Here is a 17,117-nt window from a genome sequence, read left to right as displayed (position 1 = left end):
TACTTGGCGCTTCTTTCCTGCCAGGTATACCGCATGCTGCCCTTTCTCCTTCTGCTGCTTGCCGGCGTCATTCTCATGGCGCTGCGTTTCGTCCAGCTGCGCCGCGCCCTGCTGCGCGCGCGGGCGGGCGAGACGCAGTTCCGCCTGCTGGCCGAGCACGGCCGCGACGCGGCCTTCCTGCTCGACGCCACCAGCCTCGAATTGCTCTACATCAGCCCCGCCGCACAGCGCCTGACGGGCCATGACCTGGCCGCCTTGCAGAGCCACGCGGCGCGCCTGGCGCAAGACGTGCCGGCCCGGCTGCAGCGCTGGCGTGATGGCGATAGCAGCCGCTTGACCTTGCTGCGCGAAGTGGAATTGCCGCACGCCGACGGCCGCCTGCTGGCGCTGGAAATCAGCTCGACCATCGTGCCCGCGGCGGCCGGGCGGGGCGTGACCTTGGCGGGCACGGTGCGCGACGTCAGCGCGGCCCAGGCGCAGGAAGCGGAACGGGAAAAGGAGCAAAAGCGCTTCGCCTCGATGCTGTCGCATGAATTTCGCACGCCGCTGGCCACCATCGACGGCGCCATCCAGCGCCTCGTCTCGACTTCCACGCAAGCGGACGAGGCCACGCGCAAGCGCTATGTGAAAATCCAGACGGCCGTCGACCGTTTGTTGTCCATGATCGACGACTACCTGTCACCTGAACGCATGGCGGCCATCGGCCGCGAGCGGGCCGCCGACGGCATCGCGCCGCTGGCCTTGCTGCAGCAGGCGGTCGCCACCGTGCCGGCCAGCCACACGGTGCAGCTGGAACTCGACGAAGACTTGCCGGCCAGGCTGCGCTGCGACGTGCCCGGCATGGCCCTGTGCCTGAAAATTCTGCTCGACAACGCCGTCAAGTTCAGCCCGCCGGGCAGCGCCATCGCCTTGTCGGCCAGGCTGGTGCCCGAGGGCGGCGTGGCGCTGTGCGTGCGCGATGCGGGGCCCGGCTTGCGGGAAGAAGAACTGGCGCAGTTGTTTGAAAAAAGTTTCCGTGGAATCGATGCCACGCATCCCGGTGCGGGCCTGGGCCTGTACATGGCGCGCGCCGTGGTGGAGGTGCATGGCGGGAGTTTGCAGGGGCATAATCTGCCCGAAGGAGGGGCGCTTTTCCGGATTTGGCTGCCGCTTCCTGTCTAGACAAGGAAAAGCCTTGCTTCCGCTGAAGGCAACCGTGATAATTCCTTGACGTAAACCTATTGTGCCGTCCATGATGGTGTAGAAGTGCATGGCATGATTTTGCCCTCGGTGTGCTCACTAACGGAAGAATGGCGTTGCAATGACGAAAATACTGATCGTCGAAGACAATCTCGACTACGCCGAAGACATGGCGGAGTTCCTCGTAGAGCTCGAACACGAAGTCCATATCACCAGCTCCGCTGGCGGCATGTGGACCGCGTTGAGTCATGGCAATGTCGGCGTGGTCGTACTGGACCTGGGCTTGCCTGATGAAGATGGTTTCAACGTCATCCCCCGCATGCGCCAGCTGTATCCGCAAATCGGCGTGCTGGTGCTGACGGGGCGTGTCGCTTTCGACAGCCGCATCCTCGGCTTGCGCCTCGGTGCCGACCACTATCTGACCAAGCCGATCAAATTCCCCGAACTGGCTGCCCACATCGAGGCGCTCGACCGCCGCGTCGGTCCGCAAGATCCCGTACCCGAGCCAGGCAAGTGGACCTTGAAAGTAAGCGCTCGCCAACTTGAGCTGATGGGCGCCGTGATCGCCCTGACGGAGAAGGAATTTAACTTCCTGCACCTGCTCACCATCAACACCCGCCCCGTGCCGCGCGACGTCATCGTGGCCGGCATGGGCGGCGAAGATCCCGATGCGGGCCGGCGGGTCGACATGCTCGTGTACCGCCTGCGCAAGAAAGCCAAGACGGGCCTGGGCCAGGATTTGCCGCTGCGCAGCGCGTATGGCGAGGGCTACAGCCTGTCGGCCAGTTTCAACCTGTCCTGATAGTCCCTATTGCGCCGTCCGCAAGTGGCCGGCGCGATAAAAGGGACAGAGTCAACCGCTTTTTTCAGCATTTTAAATAAAACAGGGTCAGAGTCGCGTCACTCGCGCATACTGTGTAAAATCAAGGCCTTAGCCTATTTTACTGACGCTTGCCATGGCCCGTTTGCCCCGCCTCATCATTCCAGCACTGCCCCATTACGTGATCCAGCGCGGCAGCAACCGCCAGAACGTGTTCCAGGACGCCGCCGACTACGCGCAGTTTTTGTCCTGGCTGAAAACGGGCGCAAAAATGTTCAAGGTGGCCATTCACGCCTATGTTTTATTGCCTGATCAGCTACATTTACTGGCTACGCCCAGCGATGCGACGGGCCTGGGCCAGCTGATGCAGTGGCTGGGGCGCTATTACGTGCCGTATTTCAACCAGAAATACGGTCGCGAAGGCGCCTTGTGGCAGGGACGCTACAAAACGTCCATCATCGACCCCGACAATTTCTTCCTCACTTGCTGCCGCTACCTGGAATGCGTGCCCGTGCAAACGGGCCTGGCGGCTCAGGCGCTCGACCATGCTTGGTCCAGCTATGCCCACCATGCGGGCGTGCGACCCGATCCCGTCATCACCGACCACGCGCTGTACTGGGCGCTGGGCAACACGCCGTTCGACCGCGAGGCGGCGTACCTGCGCCTGTTCGAGCAAGGCCTGGGCAGCAGCCAGGTGAAGGTCGTGGAGCAGGCTGTACTGAAGGGCTGGCCGCTCGGTTCGGACGCTTTCAAGCAGGCGCTGGAGCAGAAAATGCAGCGGCAAGTGCTGCCTGCCAAGCGCGGCCGTCCCCGCAAAGTCGTGGCCGAATCAGACGATAATTGAAAAGCATTCGCATTTAAAACAAAAAATGGTTCCTTTCTTATCTTTTATTGAAATTGCTGCGACTATGTCCCTATTAAATTTTTAGAGCGACGGAATCGAATTTAATTCGACTCCGACCCTAATTGTTCTGGTTGAGTTTTTTGTTGCGTTGCACTACTCTAGTTTTTCGATAGTCATATGCAGCGGAGAAGCCCATGAAAGCGCAAGGCCTGTACGACCCAGCCAATGAACACGATGCCTGCGGCGTCGGTTTCGTCGCCCATATCAAGGGCAACAAGACCCATTCGATCGTCGAACAGGGTTTGCTGATTCTGAAAAACCTCGATCACCGGGGCGCCGTGGGCGCCGATGCGCTGATGGGCGATGGCGCTGGCATCCTAATCCAGATTCCTGACCAGTACTACCGCGAAGAAATGGCCAAGCAGGGCGTGGAATTGCCGCCGCCTGGCGAATACGGCGTGGGCATGGTCTTCCTGCCGAAGGAACACGCATCGCGCATCGCTTGCGAACAGGAAATCGAACGCGCCGTGCGCATCGAGGGACAAGTCGTGCTGGGCTGGCGCAACGTGCCCATCGATACGGACATGCCGATGTCGCCCACCGTGCGCGCCAAAGAGCCCGTCATCCGCCAGATCTTCATCGGCCGCGGTCCGGACATCATGGTCACCGACGCGCTTGAGCGCAAACTGTATGTGATCCGCAAATCGTCGGGCCACGCCATCCAGGCCTTGAAACTGCTGCACGGCAAGGAATTCTTCGTGCCGTCGATGTCGGCGCGCACCATCGTCTACAAAGGCTTGCTGCTGGCCGACCAGGTCGGCGTGTACTACAAGGACTTGCAGGATGCGCGCTGCATCTCGGCCCTGGCCCTCGTGCACCAGCGTTTCTCGACGAATACTTTCCCGGAGTGGCCGCTGGCCCACCCGTACCGCCTGATCGCGCACAATGGCGAGATCAACACCGTCAAAGGCAACTTCAACTGGATGCGCGCGCGCGAAGGCGTCATGAAGTCGGCCGTGCTGGGCGACGACCTGCAAAAACTCTTCCCCCTGATCTATGAAGGCCAGTCCGACACGGCGTGCTTCGACAATGCGCTGGAACTGCTGCTGATGGCCGGCTATCCGATCGCCCAGGCGATGATGATGATGATTCCGGAAGCGTGGGAAAACCACACGACGATGGATGACAACCGCCGCGCCTTCTATGAATACCACGCCGCCATGATGGAACCGTGGGATGGCCCTGCCGCCATGGCGTTTACGGATGGCCGCCACATCGGCGGCACCCTGGACCGCAACGGCTTGCGTCCCGCGCGCTACATCGTCACGGACGACGACCTGGTGGTGATGGCGTCGGAATCGGGCGTGCTGCCGATCCCTGAGTCGAAAATCATCCAGAAATGGCGTTTGCAGCCTGGCAAAATGTTCCTGATCGACCTGGAAGCGGGCCGCATCATCGACGACCAGGAACTGAAAAACACCTACGCCAACGCCAAGCCGTATAAAGCGTGGATCAACTCGGTGCGCATCAAGCTCGACGAGATCAAGATGGCCGAAGGTCAAGCCAAGCTGGACCGCGCGCAAGGCGAAAAAGAGCAGCCATCGTTGCTGGACCGCCAGCAAGCGTTCGGTTATACCCAGGAAGACTTGAAATTCCTCATGGCGCCAATGGCCGTGGCCGGCGAAGAGGCGACAGGTTCGATGGGCAATGACTCGCCGCTGGCCGTCATGTCGAACAAGTTGAAACCGCTGTATAACTACTTCAAGCAGTTGTTCGCGCAAGTGACGAATCCGCCGATCGACCCGATCCGCGAAGCGATGGTGATGTCGCTCGTGTCCTTCATCGGCCCGAAACCGAACTTGCTCGATACGAACAACGTCAACCCGCCGATGCGCCTGGAAGTGGCGCAGCCCGTGCTGGGCTTTGACGACATGGCCCGTTTGCGCAACATCAGCGCCCACACGGGCGGCAAGTTCAAGTCCTACGAACTGGACATCTGCTACCCGCTGGCCTGGGGCAAGGAAGGCGTGGAAGCCTGCCTGGCTTCGCTGTGCGCGGAAGCCGTCGATGCCGTGAAATCCGGCCACAACATCCTGATCGTCTCGGACCGCGCCATTTGCGCGGACCAGGTGGCGATCCCTGCGCTGCTGGCCACCTCGACCGTGCACCAGCACTTGGTGAGCAAGGGCTTGCGCGCCTCCACCGGCCTCGTCGTGGAAACGGGCTCCGCCCGCGAAACGCACCACTTCGCCTTGCTGGCCGGCTACGGCGCGGAAGCCGTCCACCCGTACCTGGCCATGGAAACCCTGGCCGAGATGGCGCACGGCTTGCCGGGCGACTTGTCGGGTGACAAAGCCATCTACAACTACACCAAGGCAGTGGGTAAAGGCTTGATGAAGGTCATGTCGAAGATGGGCATTTCGACCTACATGTCGTACTGCGGCGCGCAAATCTTCGAAGCCATCGGCCTGAACAAGTCGCTGGTCGACAAATACTTCAAGGGCACGGCCTCGAACGTGGAAGGCATCGGCGTGTTTGAAGTGGCGGAAGAAGCGCTGCGCCTGCACGCGCTGGCTTTCGGCAACGATCCCGTGCTGTCCGACAAGCTCGACGCGGGCGGCGAATATGCATTCCGCGTGCGCGGCGAAGACCATATGTGGACGCCGGACGCGATTGCCAAGCTGCAGCATTCCACGCGCAGCAACAATTTCTCCAGTTACAAAGAATATGCGCAAATCATCAACGACCAGAGCCGTCGCCACCTGACCCTGCGCGGCCTGTTCGAGTTCAAGCTCGACCCGACCAAGGCCATCCCGCTCGATGAAGTGGAACCGGCCAAGGAAATCGTCAAGCGTTTTGCTACCGGCGCCATGTCGCTCGGCTCGATCAGCACGGAAGCGCACGCGACGCTTGCGGTGGCCATGAACCGCATCGGCGGCAAGTCGAACACGGGCGAGGGCGGCGAAGATCCGAACCGCTACACGCAGGAATTGAAGGGCATCCCGATCCGCCAGGGCGACACCATGGCGTCCATCGTGGGCGCCGAGCAGATCGTCGTCGATATTCCGCTGCAGGAAGGCGATTCCATGCGTTCGCGCATCAAGCAGGTGGCGTCGGGACGTTTCGGCGTCACGGCCGCCTACCTGAACTCGGCCGACCAGATCCAGATCAAGATGGCGCAGGGCGCCAAACCGGGCGAAGGCGGCCAGTTACCTGGCCATAAAGTGTCGGAATACATCGCCAGCCTGCGCTTTTCCGTGCCGGGCGTGGGCCTGATTTCGCCGCCGCCGCACCACGATATCTATTCCATCGAAGATCTGGCGCAGCTGATCCATGACTTGAAGAACGCCAATCCGCGCGCCTCGATTTCCGTCAAACTGGTGTCGGAAGTGGGTATCGGCACGGTGGCCGCCGGCGTGACCAAGGCGAAAGCCGACCACGTGGTCGTTGCCGGCCATGACGGCGGCACGGGCGCCTCGCCATTGTCGTCCGTGAAGCATGCGGGCACGCCGTGGGAGCTGGGTCTGGCCGAAACGCAACAAACCTTGGTCTTGAACGGCTTGCGCAGCCGTATCCGCGTGCAGGCCGACGGCCAGATGAAGACGGGCCGCGACGTGGTCATCGCCGCCCTGCTGGGCGCCGACGAGATCGGTTTCGCCACGGCGCCGCTGGTGGTCGAAGGCTGCATCATGATGCGCAAATGCCATTTGAACACGTGCCCGGTGGGCGTGGCCACGCAAGATCCGGTGCTGCGCGCCAAGTTCTCGGGCAAACCCGAGTATGTCGTCAATTACTTCTTCTTCGTTGCCGAAGAAGCCCGTCAATTGATGGCACAGCTGGGCATCCGCACGTATGATGAACTGATCGGCCGTGTGGACTTGCTGGACAAATCGAAGGCGATTTCGCACTGGAAGGCGCAAGGCCTGGACTTCTCGGCCATCTTCTACAAGCCGGAAACCCCGGATGGCCAAGCCTGCCGCCACGTGGAATTCCAGGACCATGCGCTGGAAAAGGCGCTCGATCACAAGCTGATCGCGCAAGCGCGCGCGGCGCTGGAAAAGGGCGAGCGCGTCTCCTTCATCTCGCCCGTGCGCAACCTGAACCGCACGGTGGGCACCATGCTGTCCGGCGAAGTGGCGAAGAAATACGGTCACGCCGGCTTGCCGGACGACACCATCCACATTCAATTGCAAGGCACGGCGGGCCAGTCGGCCTGCGCCTTCCTGGCGCACGGCATCACGATCGACCTGGTGGGTGAAGGCAACGATTACGTGGGCAAGGGCTTGTCGGGTGGGCGCATCATCGTGCGGCCCAATACCGAGTTCCGCGGCTGGGCCGTGGACAACATCATCATCGGCAATACGGTGCTGTACGGCGCCATCGCCGGCGAAGCGTTCTTCAATGGCGTGGCCGGTGAACGCTTTGCCGTGCGCAACTCGGGCGCCACCACGGTGGTCGAGGGCCTGGGCGACCATGGCTGCGAATACATGACGGGCGGCACGGTGGTGGTGCTGGGCAACACGGGACGCAACTTCGCGGCCGGCATGTCGGGCGGCATCGCCTATGTATATGACCCGGCCGGCGACTTTGCCAGCAAGTGCAACACGGCCATGGTCAGCCTGGACAAGGTCGTGTCCGCAGCGGAACAGCATCTCGACCGCGACGCCTGGCATACCCAGCACCGCGACGGCGTGCCGGAAGCCGACGAGGTCATCCTCAAGCGCCTGATCGAGCGTCACTTCAAGCACACGGGCAGCACGCGCGCCCGTGTCCTGCTGGATGACTGGGCCGCGGCGCGCGGCAAGTTCGTGAAAGTCTTCCCGAACGAATACAAGCGCGCGCTGATCGAGATGGCAGCTGACGCCGCCATGGAAGTGCAAGCCGTCGCCGCCTGAGCCAGCCGAGATGAATGTGAAGGGAGCGGCCGCGCCGCTCCCGCCAGCTAAAAATACAAAGGAACTATCGTGGGTAAAATTACCGGCTTCATGGAATTCAAGCGCCAGGACGAACACTATCTGGAGCCTGCCGCGCGCCTGAAGAACTACAAGGAATTCGTGCTGCACCTGTCGGACGCGCAAGCGACGGTGCAGGGCGCGCGCTGCATGGATTGCGGCATTCCCTTCTGCACCACGGGTTGCCCCGTGAATAACATCATTCCTGACTGGAATGACCTGGTGTACCGCGGCGCCTACCGCGAAGCGCTCGACATTTTGCATTCGACCAATAACTTCCCGGAATTTACGGGCCGCATCTGCCCGGCGCCATGTGAATCGGCCTGCACCCTGGGCATCCACGAAGATCCGGTTGGCATCAAGTCGATCGAACATAAAATCATCGACATGGGCTGGGAACACGGCTGGGTCACGCCGCAGCCGGCGGGATTCAGCACCGGCAAGAAAGTGGCCATCGTCGGTTCCGGTCCTGCCGGCCTGGCGGCGGCGCAGCAGCTGGCGCGCGCCGGCCATGCCGTCACCGTGTTTGAAAAGAGCGACCGGGTCGGTGGTTTGCTGCGTTACGGCATCCCCGACTTCAAGATGGAAAAGTCGCACATCGACCTGCGCGTGAAACAGATGGAAGCCGAAGGCGTCGTGTTCCGCACTAGCGTGCTGGTGGGCAAGGATTTCCCGGCCCACGTGAATAACTGGGCCAAGGAAACCATTTTCCCGGAAGACCTGGAAAAGGAATTCGACGCCGTCATCATGGCCGGCGGCGCCGAGCAGCCGCGCGACTTGCCCGTGCCGGGTCGCGAGCTGAAGGGCGTGCACTTCGCCATGGATTTCCTGCCGCTGCAAAACAAGGTCAACGCGGGCGACAAGCTCAAGGACCAGATCAAGGCCACGGGCAAGCACGTGGTGGTGATCGGCGGCGGTGACACGGGTTCCGACTGCGTCGGCACCTCGAACCGCCATGGCGCCGCCTCGGTGGCCCAGTTCGAACTGATGCCGCAGCCGCCGGAACAGGAAAACAAGCCGCTCGTCTGGCCATACTGGCCGACCAAGCTGCGCACCTCGTCCTCGCACGAGGAAGGCTGCGAGCGCGACTGGGCCGTGGCCACCAAGCGTTTCGAAGGCAAGGGCGGCAAGGTGGAAAAGCTGATCGCCTGCAGAGTCGAGTGGAAAGACGGCAAGATGAGCGAAGTGCCGAACTCGGAATTCGAGATGAAGGCGGACCTGGTCTTCCTGGCCATGGGTTTTGTTTCACCAGTGCAACAAGTGCTGGAAGCGTTCGGCGTCGATACGGATGCGCGCGGCAATGTCAAGGCGACAACGGATGGCGCCGGCTGCTACCAGACCTCGGTGCCGAAAGTCTTTGCGGCCGGCGACATGCGCCGTGGCCAGTCGCTGGTGGTCTGGGCCATCCGCGAAGGGCGTCAATGCGCGCGCGCCGTCGATGAGTTCCTGATGGGCGCATCCTTGCTGCCACGTTAAAAAAAACGAGCAATTGTTCGTTTTTTGCCAGGGCCACGGCGCGGATCGCGACGTGGCCTTTGTTATTTTTACTTGTCAAGTCAACAGCTGCGAATGTCATCGGACAGGGACGCGATGTGGCGGCCGAATTTCCACTACAATATCTGACTTTCGATTCATTAGTGTTGTATTCTTCCCCTTTACGGGCCTGTCCCAAGGGGTGTCTCAGCAGAGGTTGGCGTTTCTGCACTACAATACGCCATTAAAATAGTGAGCTTCGTCGTGCCAAATCTTGTTGAGATCCGTGATTTACACTTTGCCTATGGAGAACGTTCGATTTTATCGGGCCTTCAAATGGATTTCCCACGTGGAAAAGTTGTGGCCGTCATGGGTGGCTCCGGCAGTGGCAAGACGACCGTACTGCGCCTGATCGGCGGGCAGTTGCGCCCCAGTTCCGGTTCCGTGAATGTGGACGGCCAGATCGTGCATACCTTGGGAACCGACGAGCTATACCAGCTGCGCCGCAAGATGGGCATGCTGTTCCAGCACGGCGCCCTGTTTACGGACTTGACGGCGTTCGAGAACGTGGCGTTCCCTCTGCGCGAACACACGGACTTGAATGAAGAGCTGATCCGCACCCTGGTGTTGATGAAGCTGCACGCCGTGGGACTGCGCAATGCGGCGCAATTGAAGCCGGCCGAGATCTCGGGCGGCATGGGCCGCCGCGTCGCGCTGGCGCGCGCCATCGCGCTCGACCCCGAACTGATCATGTACGACGAGCCGTTCGCCGGCCTGGACCCGATTTCCATGGGCGTGACGGCCAATTTGATCCGCAATTTGAACGATGCGCTGGGCTCCACGTCTATCCTGGTATCGCACGATGTGAAGGAGTGTTTCGCCATCGCTGATTACGTCTATTTTCTGTCATCGGGCAAGATCGTGGCGCACGGCACGCCGGCCGAGATGGCCGTGTCGACGCATCCCTACGTCAAGCAGTTCGTCAATGCCGAGGCCGATGGCCCCGTTCCCTTCCACTATCCGGGCAAGTCGCTGGCCGACGACCTGGGTCTGCAGACGGGGGCCGGCCGATGATCGCGCGTTTCCTGGCGGCGATCGGAGCGTGGTTGCGTCGTTCGGTACAAGACCTCGGCTTTGCCGTGCGCTCGTTTTTTATCATCATCGCCTCGTCGGGCGGCCTGTGGCGCCGTCCGCGCCTGGTGATTGAGCAACTGTTTTTTATCGGTAACCGCTCGCTGGTGATTACCGCCGTTTCCGGCCTGTTCGTCGGCATGGTGCTGGGTTTGCAAGGCTATTACACCTTGACCACGTACGGCGCCGAGCAGTCGCTGGGCTTGCTGGTGGCGCTGTCCCTGACGCGCGAACTGGGCCCCGTCGTGACGGCGCTGCTGTTCGCCGGCCGTGCCGGCACCTCGCTGACGGCGGAAATCGGCCTGATGAAGGCGGGCGAGCAGTTGTCGGCCATGGAAATGATGGCCGTCAATCCGATCCAGCGCGTGCTGGCGCCCCGTTTTTGGGCCGGCGTGATCGCCATGCCGATCCTGGGCGCCATCTTCACGGCCGTCGGCATCGTCGGCAGCTACCTGGTCGGCGTGGTGCTGATCGGCGTCGATGAAGGCTCGTTCTGGTCGCAGATGCAAGGCGGCGTGGATGTCTGGAAAGAAGTGGGCAATGGCACCATCAAGAGCCTGGTGTTCGGCATCGCGGTGACCTTCATCGCGCTGTTCCAGGGGTATCAGGCACAGCCGACGCCGGAAGACGTCTCCGGCGCCACCACGCGCACGGTGGTCATTTCGTCGTTGATGGTGTGGTGGCTCGATTTCATGATGACGGCTTTGATGTTTAGCAAGTAATTGCCGATAGGCGACAAAATTATCGGCCTGGGCAGTGTTCTGCGCAGGTGGCGGCAAGTAAAAATTATTTAGGATTGTTTATGCAACGTAAATCTTTGGATGTCTGGGTCGGCTTGTTCGTCTTGCTCGGTGTGGCGGCATTGATGTTTCTGGCGCTCAAGGCCGGCAATATGAGCTCGCTGTCTTTCAGCAAGACGTATACCATTAGTGCCAAGTTCGACAATATTGGCGGCCTCAAGCCGCAGGCGCCCGTCAAGGGTGCTGGCGTGGTGGTGGGCAGGGTCTCGGAAATCGTCTTTGACGACAAGACTTACCAGGCGCTGGTGAAACTCGACATTGAAGATGGCTACAAATTTCCGAAAGACAGCTCGGCCAAGATTTTGACGGCCGGTTTGCTGGGTGAGCAATATATCGGCCTGGAAGCAGGCGGCGATCTGGCGAACCTGGCAGAGGGCGACAAGATCGCCCGTACTCAATCGGCCACAGTGCTGGAAGACCTGATCAATCAGTTCATCTACAGCAAGGCAGCGGAAGGAAAGGACAGCAAATGAGCGAGTCGACCAAACAATCCCAAGGCAGCCTGGCGCGTATCGGCCTGGCCCTGGCCATCGCCGCCAGCGTAAGCGCTTGCGCCACCGGCACCAATCCGCGCGACCCGCTGGAAGGGTACAACCGCGCCATGTTCAAGTTCAACGACACCGTTGACCAGGTGGCCCTGAAGCCGGTCGCCACGGCCTACAAGAAGGTGACGCCCTCGTTCGTGCAAACGGGCGTGGGCAACTTCTTCGGCAACTTGTCCGATGTGTGGAGCGCCATGAATAACTTGCTGCAAGGCAAGGGTGAGGCGGGCTTGCAAGACGTCGTGCGCGTCAGCATGAACTCGACCTTCGGCATCTTCGGCCTGATCGACATCGCGTCGCAGGCCGGCATTCCCAAGCATAACGAAGACTTTGGCCAGACCCTGGGCTGGTATGGCGTGCAGTCTGGTCCGTACGTGATGCTGCCGCTGCTGGGCCCATCGACCGTGCGCGACACGGCGGCCCTGCCGCTCGATATCGCGGGCGACCCATGGCGCTACAAGGATCCGGCCTATGTGCGCAATATCGGCACGGTGACGCGCGTGGTCGACAAGCGCGCCGCGCTGCTCGACGCGACCAATTTGATGGAAGCGGCCGCGCTGGACCGTTATGAATTCATCCGCGACGGCTTCCTGCAGGCGCGCGAAAGCAAGGTGTTCGATGGCGATACGGACCGCCGCGACCGCAAAGTGCCAAAAAACGACAGCAGCGACTACGAGCCCGAGTACGAGCCAAAACCGCAGCCTGCCAATGACGCGCCTGCAGCCACGGCCGCCGCGGCGGTGGCGCCAGCGGACCTCGTAACATCTGGTAGCAATACCGTTGCCTCCGAAGCCAGGCCGCAGGAGTAAACTGGATTCAAGAACACCACGGCTGCGATCAACGCCAGCCGGTGCATAGCAACACCATGAAAGGTAGAACCATGAAATTGATGAAACAACTGCTGGCGATGGCCACCATCGCCTTTGCCACCGCCGCCCAGGCCGCCCCCGCCGTGGAAGCGCCGGACGTGTTGGTCAAGCGCATCAGCCAGGACGTGATCGACACGGCCAAGTCCGACAAGGCCATCCAGGCTGGCGATATCAAGCGCGTCACCGAATTGGTGGAAAGCAAGATCTTGCCGTACGTGGATTTCCAGCGCATGACGGCCCTGGCCGCCGGCCGCCACTGGCGCGATGCCACGCCCGACCAGCAAAAGCAGCTGGCCGCGGAATTTCGCACCCTGCTGATCTACACGTACTCGGGCGCCCTGTCGCAGATCAAGAACGAAACCGTGGAATTCAAGCCGCTGCGCGCCGATCCTAGCGATACGGAAGTGGAAGTGCGCTCGCAGGTGAACGTGGCGCGCGGCGAACCCGTGCCCTTGAACTACCGCGTGGCGAAAACCCCGGCCGGCTGGAAGATCTATGACATCAACGTGCTGGGCGCGTGGCTGGTGGAAACGTACAAAAGCAGCTTTGCCAGCGAGATCAGCAAGGGCGGCATCGATGGCCTGATCAAGACTTTGTCGGCAAAAAACAAGGCCCTGGCCAGCCGTCCCGCTGCCAAAGCCAAATAATCGGCTATCATATAGCTCCTGACCCAGTTCCAGACCAGCGCAGCCCGACGCCATGCCCGACTCTCTCGACACCTTGCAGTCCCTGACTTCCCTGACCGTGCACAATGCCACTTCGGCATTGGAGCAGGGTCTGGACGCCATCCGCTCGGGCCAGACGAAGTTTGACTTGCGCAACGTCAAGGCCGTCGATTCGGCAGCCGTCTCCGTCATGCTGACGTGGCAACGCGCCGCGCAGGATGCCGGCGCCGTGCTGGAGCTGAAAAACCTGCCGAACAACCTGAAAAACCTCACCAAGCTGTATGGCGTGTGCTCGCTCGTCTCGAGCACCCTGAGCACCCTGAGCGCCGACGACTGCGCCAGCGCCGGCGGCCACGCCGAACGCAGCCCGTCCGACCTGCATCATCATTGATCCTGTCCCACTCCCCGCATCAGCAGTAGCTTTCAAGCCGGCAGGCCAGCAGCGCCGCCGGATTGATCTCCAAGTGTTCCACGAATTTTCCAACTATAATTGACTGTTGCGCCGTCCTCGCCTGAAGGCGGCGTCCTGCACCGGCCTGCCGGCCTGGATGTCTCCGGCAACTGGCGCATCACACCAGACGCATTACACTTGAAACAAGCACATGACCGCAATTCAAATCACGAATGTAGAAAAGAGCTATAAATCGCTCAAGGCGCTGGGCGGCGTGTCGCTGGCCATCGAGGAAGGCGAATTCTTTGGCCTGCTTGGCCCGAATGGCGCCGGCAAGACCACCCTCATTTCCATCATCGCCGGCCTGATACGCCCCGACGCGGGCACCGTCAAGATCCATGGCCACGATGTCGTCACGGACTTCCGCAACGCGCGCCGCAACCTGGGCGTGGTGCCGCAGGAGCTGGTGTTCGATCCGTTTTTCACCGTGCGCGAAACCCTGCGCCTGCAATCCGGTTACTTTGGCTTGCCGAACAACGACAAGTGGATCGACGAGGTCATGGAAAACCTCGACCTCACAGGCAAGGCCGACACGAATATGCGCGCGCTGTCCGGCGGCATGAAGCGCCGCGTGCTCGTGGCGCAGGCGCTGGTGCACAAGCCGCCCGTCATCGTGCTCGATGAGCCGACGGCCGGCGTCGACGTGGAACTGCGCCAGACCCTGTGGAAGTTCATCTCGCGCCTGAACCGCGAAGGCGGCCACACGGTCGTGCTAACCACCCACTACCTGGAAGAGGCGCAAGCCATGTGCCAGCGCGTGGCCATGCTGAAAACCGGCAAGGTGGTGGCGCTCGACACCATGTCGGCCCTGATCCGCCGCATCGCCGGCTCGCAGCTGCAGGTGCATCTCAAAAACGGCAGCCTGCCGGCCGACCTGCGGCACCTGGTGCTGCACCCGGAAGAACAGCAGGCGCCGAACAAATTCAGCCTGCGCGTCAACGAATACAGCGAAGTCGAAAAAATCCTCGCCCGCCTGCGTGAAGCGGGCGCCGAAATCGACGAAATGCAATTGCAACAAGCCGACCTGGAAGATATCTTCTTGCAGATCATGGATAAAGGTACCGTATGATTTCGACAGGATTTCGCACCCTCGTCTACAAAGAGACGCTGCGCTTCTGGAAAGTGGCGACGCAAACCGTGGCCGCGCCCGTGCTCACGTCGATGCTGTACCTGCTGGTGTTCGGCCATGTGCTCGACGGCCGCGTGGAGCCGAGCCCCGGCGTCAGCTACACGGCCTTTCTGATTCCCGGCCTGGTGATGATGAGCGTGCTGCAAAACGCGTTCGCCAATTCCTCGTCCTCGCTGATCCAGTCCAAGATCACGGGTAACCTGGTGTTCGTGCTGCTCACGCCCTTGTCGCACTGGGAAATTTTCTCGGCGTACGTACTTGCTTCCGTCGCGCGCGGCCTGGCCGTGGGCTTTGGCGTGTTCGCCATCACGTGCTGGTTCGCCGACCTGTCGTTTGTCGCGCCGCTGTGGATCGTCGTCTTCGCCTTCCTCGGCGCCGCCATGCTGGGCACCATGGGCCTGATCGCCGGCATCTGGGCCGAAAAATTCGACCAGCTGGCCGCCTTCCAGAACTTCCTGATCATGCCGGCCACCTTTTTGTCGGGCGTGTTCTATTCGATCCATTCGCTGCCCGCCTTCTGGCAGACGGTATCGCATCTGAACCCCTTCTTTTACATGATCGATGGCTTCCGCTACGGCTTCTTCGGCGTGTCCGACGTCAGCCCGTGGCTTAGTTTGTCCATCGTCGCCGGCTTCCTCGTGATTCTGGCGCTGGCGTCGATCCGCCTGCTGAAGAGCGGCTATCGTTTGCGTCATTAATTACCTTATTAATTGCGCCGTTGATTGCGGCACATCACATCACTACATTATTCAATATCAAGGACTTATCGTGACCACCACTCCAGAACTGATCCACGGCTATCTGTCGGCCGGCCTCGAATGCACGCACCTCGAAGTGGAGGGCGATGGCCAGCACTTCCAGGCCGTGATCGTCTCGCCCGCGTTTGCCGGCAAGCGTTTGATCCAGCGTCACCAGATCGTCTACGCGGCGCTGGGCGACCGCATGCGCGAAGAAATCCACGCGCTGTCGATGAAAACCCTGACACCTGAAGAATTCCAAGGATAAGCACATGGACAAGCTCCTCATCAACGGCGGCAACCGCCTGAACGGCGACATCGCCATCTCCGGCGCGAAGAACGCCGCCCTGCCCATCCTGTGCGCGGGCCTGCTGACCGCGGGCGACCTGGACCTGACGAACGTGCCGCACCTGCACGACGTGGCCACCATGCTGAAACTGCTGGGCCAGACGGGCCTGAAAGTGCAGCAGGACGGCGACCGCGTGCTCCTCAACGGCAGCGCCATCGATACCCTGGAAGCGCCGTATGAGCTGGTGAAAACCATGCGCGCCTCGATCCTCGTGCTCGGCCCCCTGCTGGCGCGCTTCGGCGAAGCCAAGGTGTCCTTGCCGGGCGGCTGCGCCATCGGTTCGCGTCCCGTCGACCAGCACATCAAGGGCCTGGAAGCGCTGGGCGCCGAGATCCGCATCGAAGCGGGCTACATCTACGCCAAGTGCGCCAAGCTCAAAGGCGCGCGCATCGTCACCGACATGATCACCGTCACCGGCACCGAGAATCTGCTGATGGCCGCGACCCTGGCCGAAGGCGAGACCATCCTGGAAAACGCCGCCTGCGAACCGGAAGTAACCGACCTGGCGCACCTGCTGGTGGCCATGGGCGCGAAGATCGACGGCATCGGCACCAGCCGCCTGGTGATCCAGGGCGTGGATGCCTTGCACGGCGCTTCGCACGCGGTGATCGCCGACCGTATCGAAACGGGCACCTTCCTGTGCGCCGTGGCGGCCACCGGCGGCGATATCACCTTGCGCAACGTGCGCACCGATATCCTCGACGCGGCGCTCGACAAGCTGCGCGCCATGGGCCTGACGATGACCTTCGGCGCCGACTGGATCCGCGCCGAGATGTCGGCCCGTCCGAACCCCGTCAGCTTCCGTACGACGGAATACCCGGGCTTCCCGACCGACATGCAGGCGCAGTTCATGGCCGTGAACACCATCGCGAATGGCGCCAGCCGCGTCACCGAGACGATTTTCGAGAACCGCTTCATGCACGTGCAGGAAATGAACCGCCTGGGCGCCGACATCACCATCGAGGGCAACACGGCCATCATCGCCGGCGTCAAGCAGCTGCGCGGCGCGCCCGTGATGGCGACCGACCTGCGCGCTTCGGCGTCGCTGGTGATCGCGGCCCTGGCCGCCGATGGCGAAACCCTGATCGACCGCATCTATCACCTCGACCGCGGCTACGACCGCATGGAAGTGAAATTGTCGGCCGTGGGCGCCAACATCGTACGCATCAAATAACA

At 61.5% G+C, this 17,117-nt stretch carries 15 protein-coding genes; all 15 read left to right on the top strand.

The features are described 5' to 3' along the window. Nucleotides 1-33 precede the first annotated feature (33 nt). Nucleotides 34-1,161, top strand: coding sequence for a PAS domain-containing sensor histidine kinase (locus P9875_RS00670; RefSeq protein WP_278317327.1), 1,128 nt, complete (start codon nt 34-36; stop codon nt 1,159-1,161). Nucleotides 1,162-1,300: 139 nt separating this feature from the next. Further along, nucleotides 1,301-1,981 (top strand): response regulator transcription factor, encoded by a 681-nt coding sequence (locus tag P9875_RS00665; protein WP_034753797.1) that lies wholly within the window; start codon nt 1,301-1,303, stop codon nt 1,979-1,981. 154 nt (nt 1,982-2,135) lie between these two features. Then, on the top strand, nt 2,136-2,843 hold the full coding sequence (locus P9875_RS00660) for a transposase (RefSeq protein ID WP_278317326.1): 708 nt from the start codon (nt 2,136-2,138) through the stop codon (nt 2,841-2,843). Between the two features lie 194 nt (nt 2,844-3,037). Then, nucleotides 3,038-7,738 (top strand): glutamate synthase-related protein, encoded by a 4,701-nt coding sequence (locus P9875_RS00655; protein ID WP_278317325.1) that lies wholly within the window; start codon nt 3,038-3,040, stop codon nt 7,736-7,738. A 69-nt stretch (nt 7,739-7,807) separates the two neighbouring features. Next, entirely contained in the window at nt 7,808-9,271 is a 1,464-nt protein-coding gene (locus P9875_RS00650) for a glutamate synthase subunit beta (protein ID WP_278317324.1), read from the top strand. A gap of 261 nt (nt 9,272-9,532) precedes the next feature. Continuing rightward, nucleotides 9,533-10,342 (top strand): ABC transporter ATP-binding protein, encoded by an 810-nt coding sequence (locus P9875_RS00645; RefSeq protein WP_278317323.1) that lies wholly within the window; start codon nt 9,533-9,535, stop codon nt 10,340-10,342. Continuing rightward, nucleotides 10,339-11,121, top strand: a complete 783-nt coding sequence (gene mlaE / locus P9875_RS00640; RefSeq protein ID WP_035823119.1) for a lipid asymmetry maintenance ABC transporter permease subunit MlaE — start codon at nt 10,339-10,341, stop codon at nt 11,119-11,121. Before P9875_RS00645 ends, mlaE begins: the two co-directional genes overlap by 4 nt. Nucleotides 11,122-11,201: 80 nt before the next feature. Then, on the top strand, nt 11,202-11,672 hold the full coding sequence (gene mlaD, locus P9875_RS00635) for an outer membrane lipid asymmetry maintenance protein MlaD (RefSeq protein ID WP_034753810.1): 471 nt from the start codon (nt 11,202-11,204) through the stop codon (nt 11,670-11,672). Then, nucleotides 11,669-12,550 (top strand): MlaA family lipoprotein, encoded by an 882-nt coding sequence (locus tag P9875_RS00630; protein ID WP_035823117.1) that lies wholly within the window; start codon nt 11,669-11,671, stop codon nt 12,548-12,550. The genes mlaD and P9875_RS00630 overlap by 4 nt, the downstream gene beginning before the upstream one ends. 71 nt (nt 12,551-12,621) lie before the next feature. Continuing rightward, on the top strand, nt 12,622-13,257 hold the full coding sequence (locus P9875_RS00625; RefSeq protein ID WP_278317322.1) for an MlaC/ttg2D family ABC transporter substrate-binding protein: 636 nt from the start codon (nt 12,622-12,624) through the stop codon (nt 13,255-13,257). A gap of 52 nt (nt 13,258-13,309) precedes the next feature. After that, nucleotides 13,310-13,666: an STAS domain-containing protein gene (locus P9875_RS00620; RefSeq protein WP_225243873.1), complete on the top strand. Its 357-nt coding sequence runs from the start codon at nt 13,310-13,312 to the stop codon at nt 13,664-13,666. A 211-nt stretch (nt 13,667-13,877) separates the two neighbouring features. Beyond that, nucleotides 13,878-14,795, top strand: coding sequence for an ABC transporter ATP-binding protein (locus tag P9875_RS00615; protein ID WP_035823109.1), 918 nt, complete (start codon nt 13,878-13,880; stop codon nt 14,793-14,795). Further along, the gene (locus tag P9875_RS00610; protein ID WP_034753822.1) at nt 14,792-15,553 is read left to right on the top strand and encodes an ABC transporter permease; all 762 of its coding nucleotides are present in this window, start codon (nt 14,792-14,794) and stop codon (nt 15,551-15,553) included. The genes P9875_RS00615 and P9875_RS00610 overlap by 4 nt, the downstream gene beginning before the upstream one ends. Before the next feature lie 70 nt (nt 15,554-15,623). Next, nucleotides 15,624-15,860 (top strand): BolA family protein, encoded by a 237-nt coding sequence (locus P9875_RS00605; RefSeq protein WP_034753824.1) that lies wholly within the window; start codon nt 15,624-15,626, stop codon nt 15,858-15,860. A 4-nt stretch (nt 15,861-15,864) separates the two neighbouring features. Beyond that, nucleotides 15,865-17,115: a UDP-N-acetylglucosamine 1-carboxyvinyltransferase gene (gene murA, locus P9875_RS00600; protein ID WP_035823107.1), complete on the top strand. Its 1,251-nt coding sequence runs from the start codon at nt 15,865-15,867 to the stop codon at nt 17,113-17,115. Nucleotides 17,116-17,117 lie beyond the last annotated feature (2 nt).

The sequence above is a fragment of the Janthinobacterium rivuli genome (genome assembly GCF_029690045.1).
GTDB classification, from domain to species: Bacteria; Pseudomonadota; Gammaproteobacteria; order Burkholderiales; family Burkholderiaceae_D; genus Janthinobacterium; species Janthinobacterium rivuli.
The sequence above is the reverse complement of the archived record's forward strand: the minus strand, read 5'-3'. Positions and strand labels throughout refer to the sequence as shown.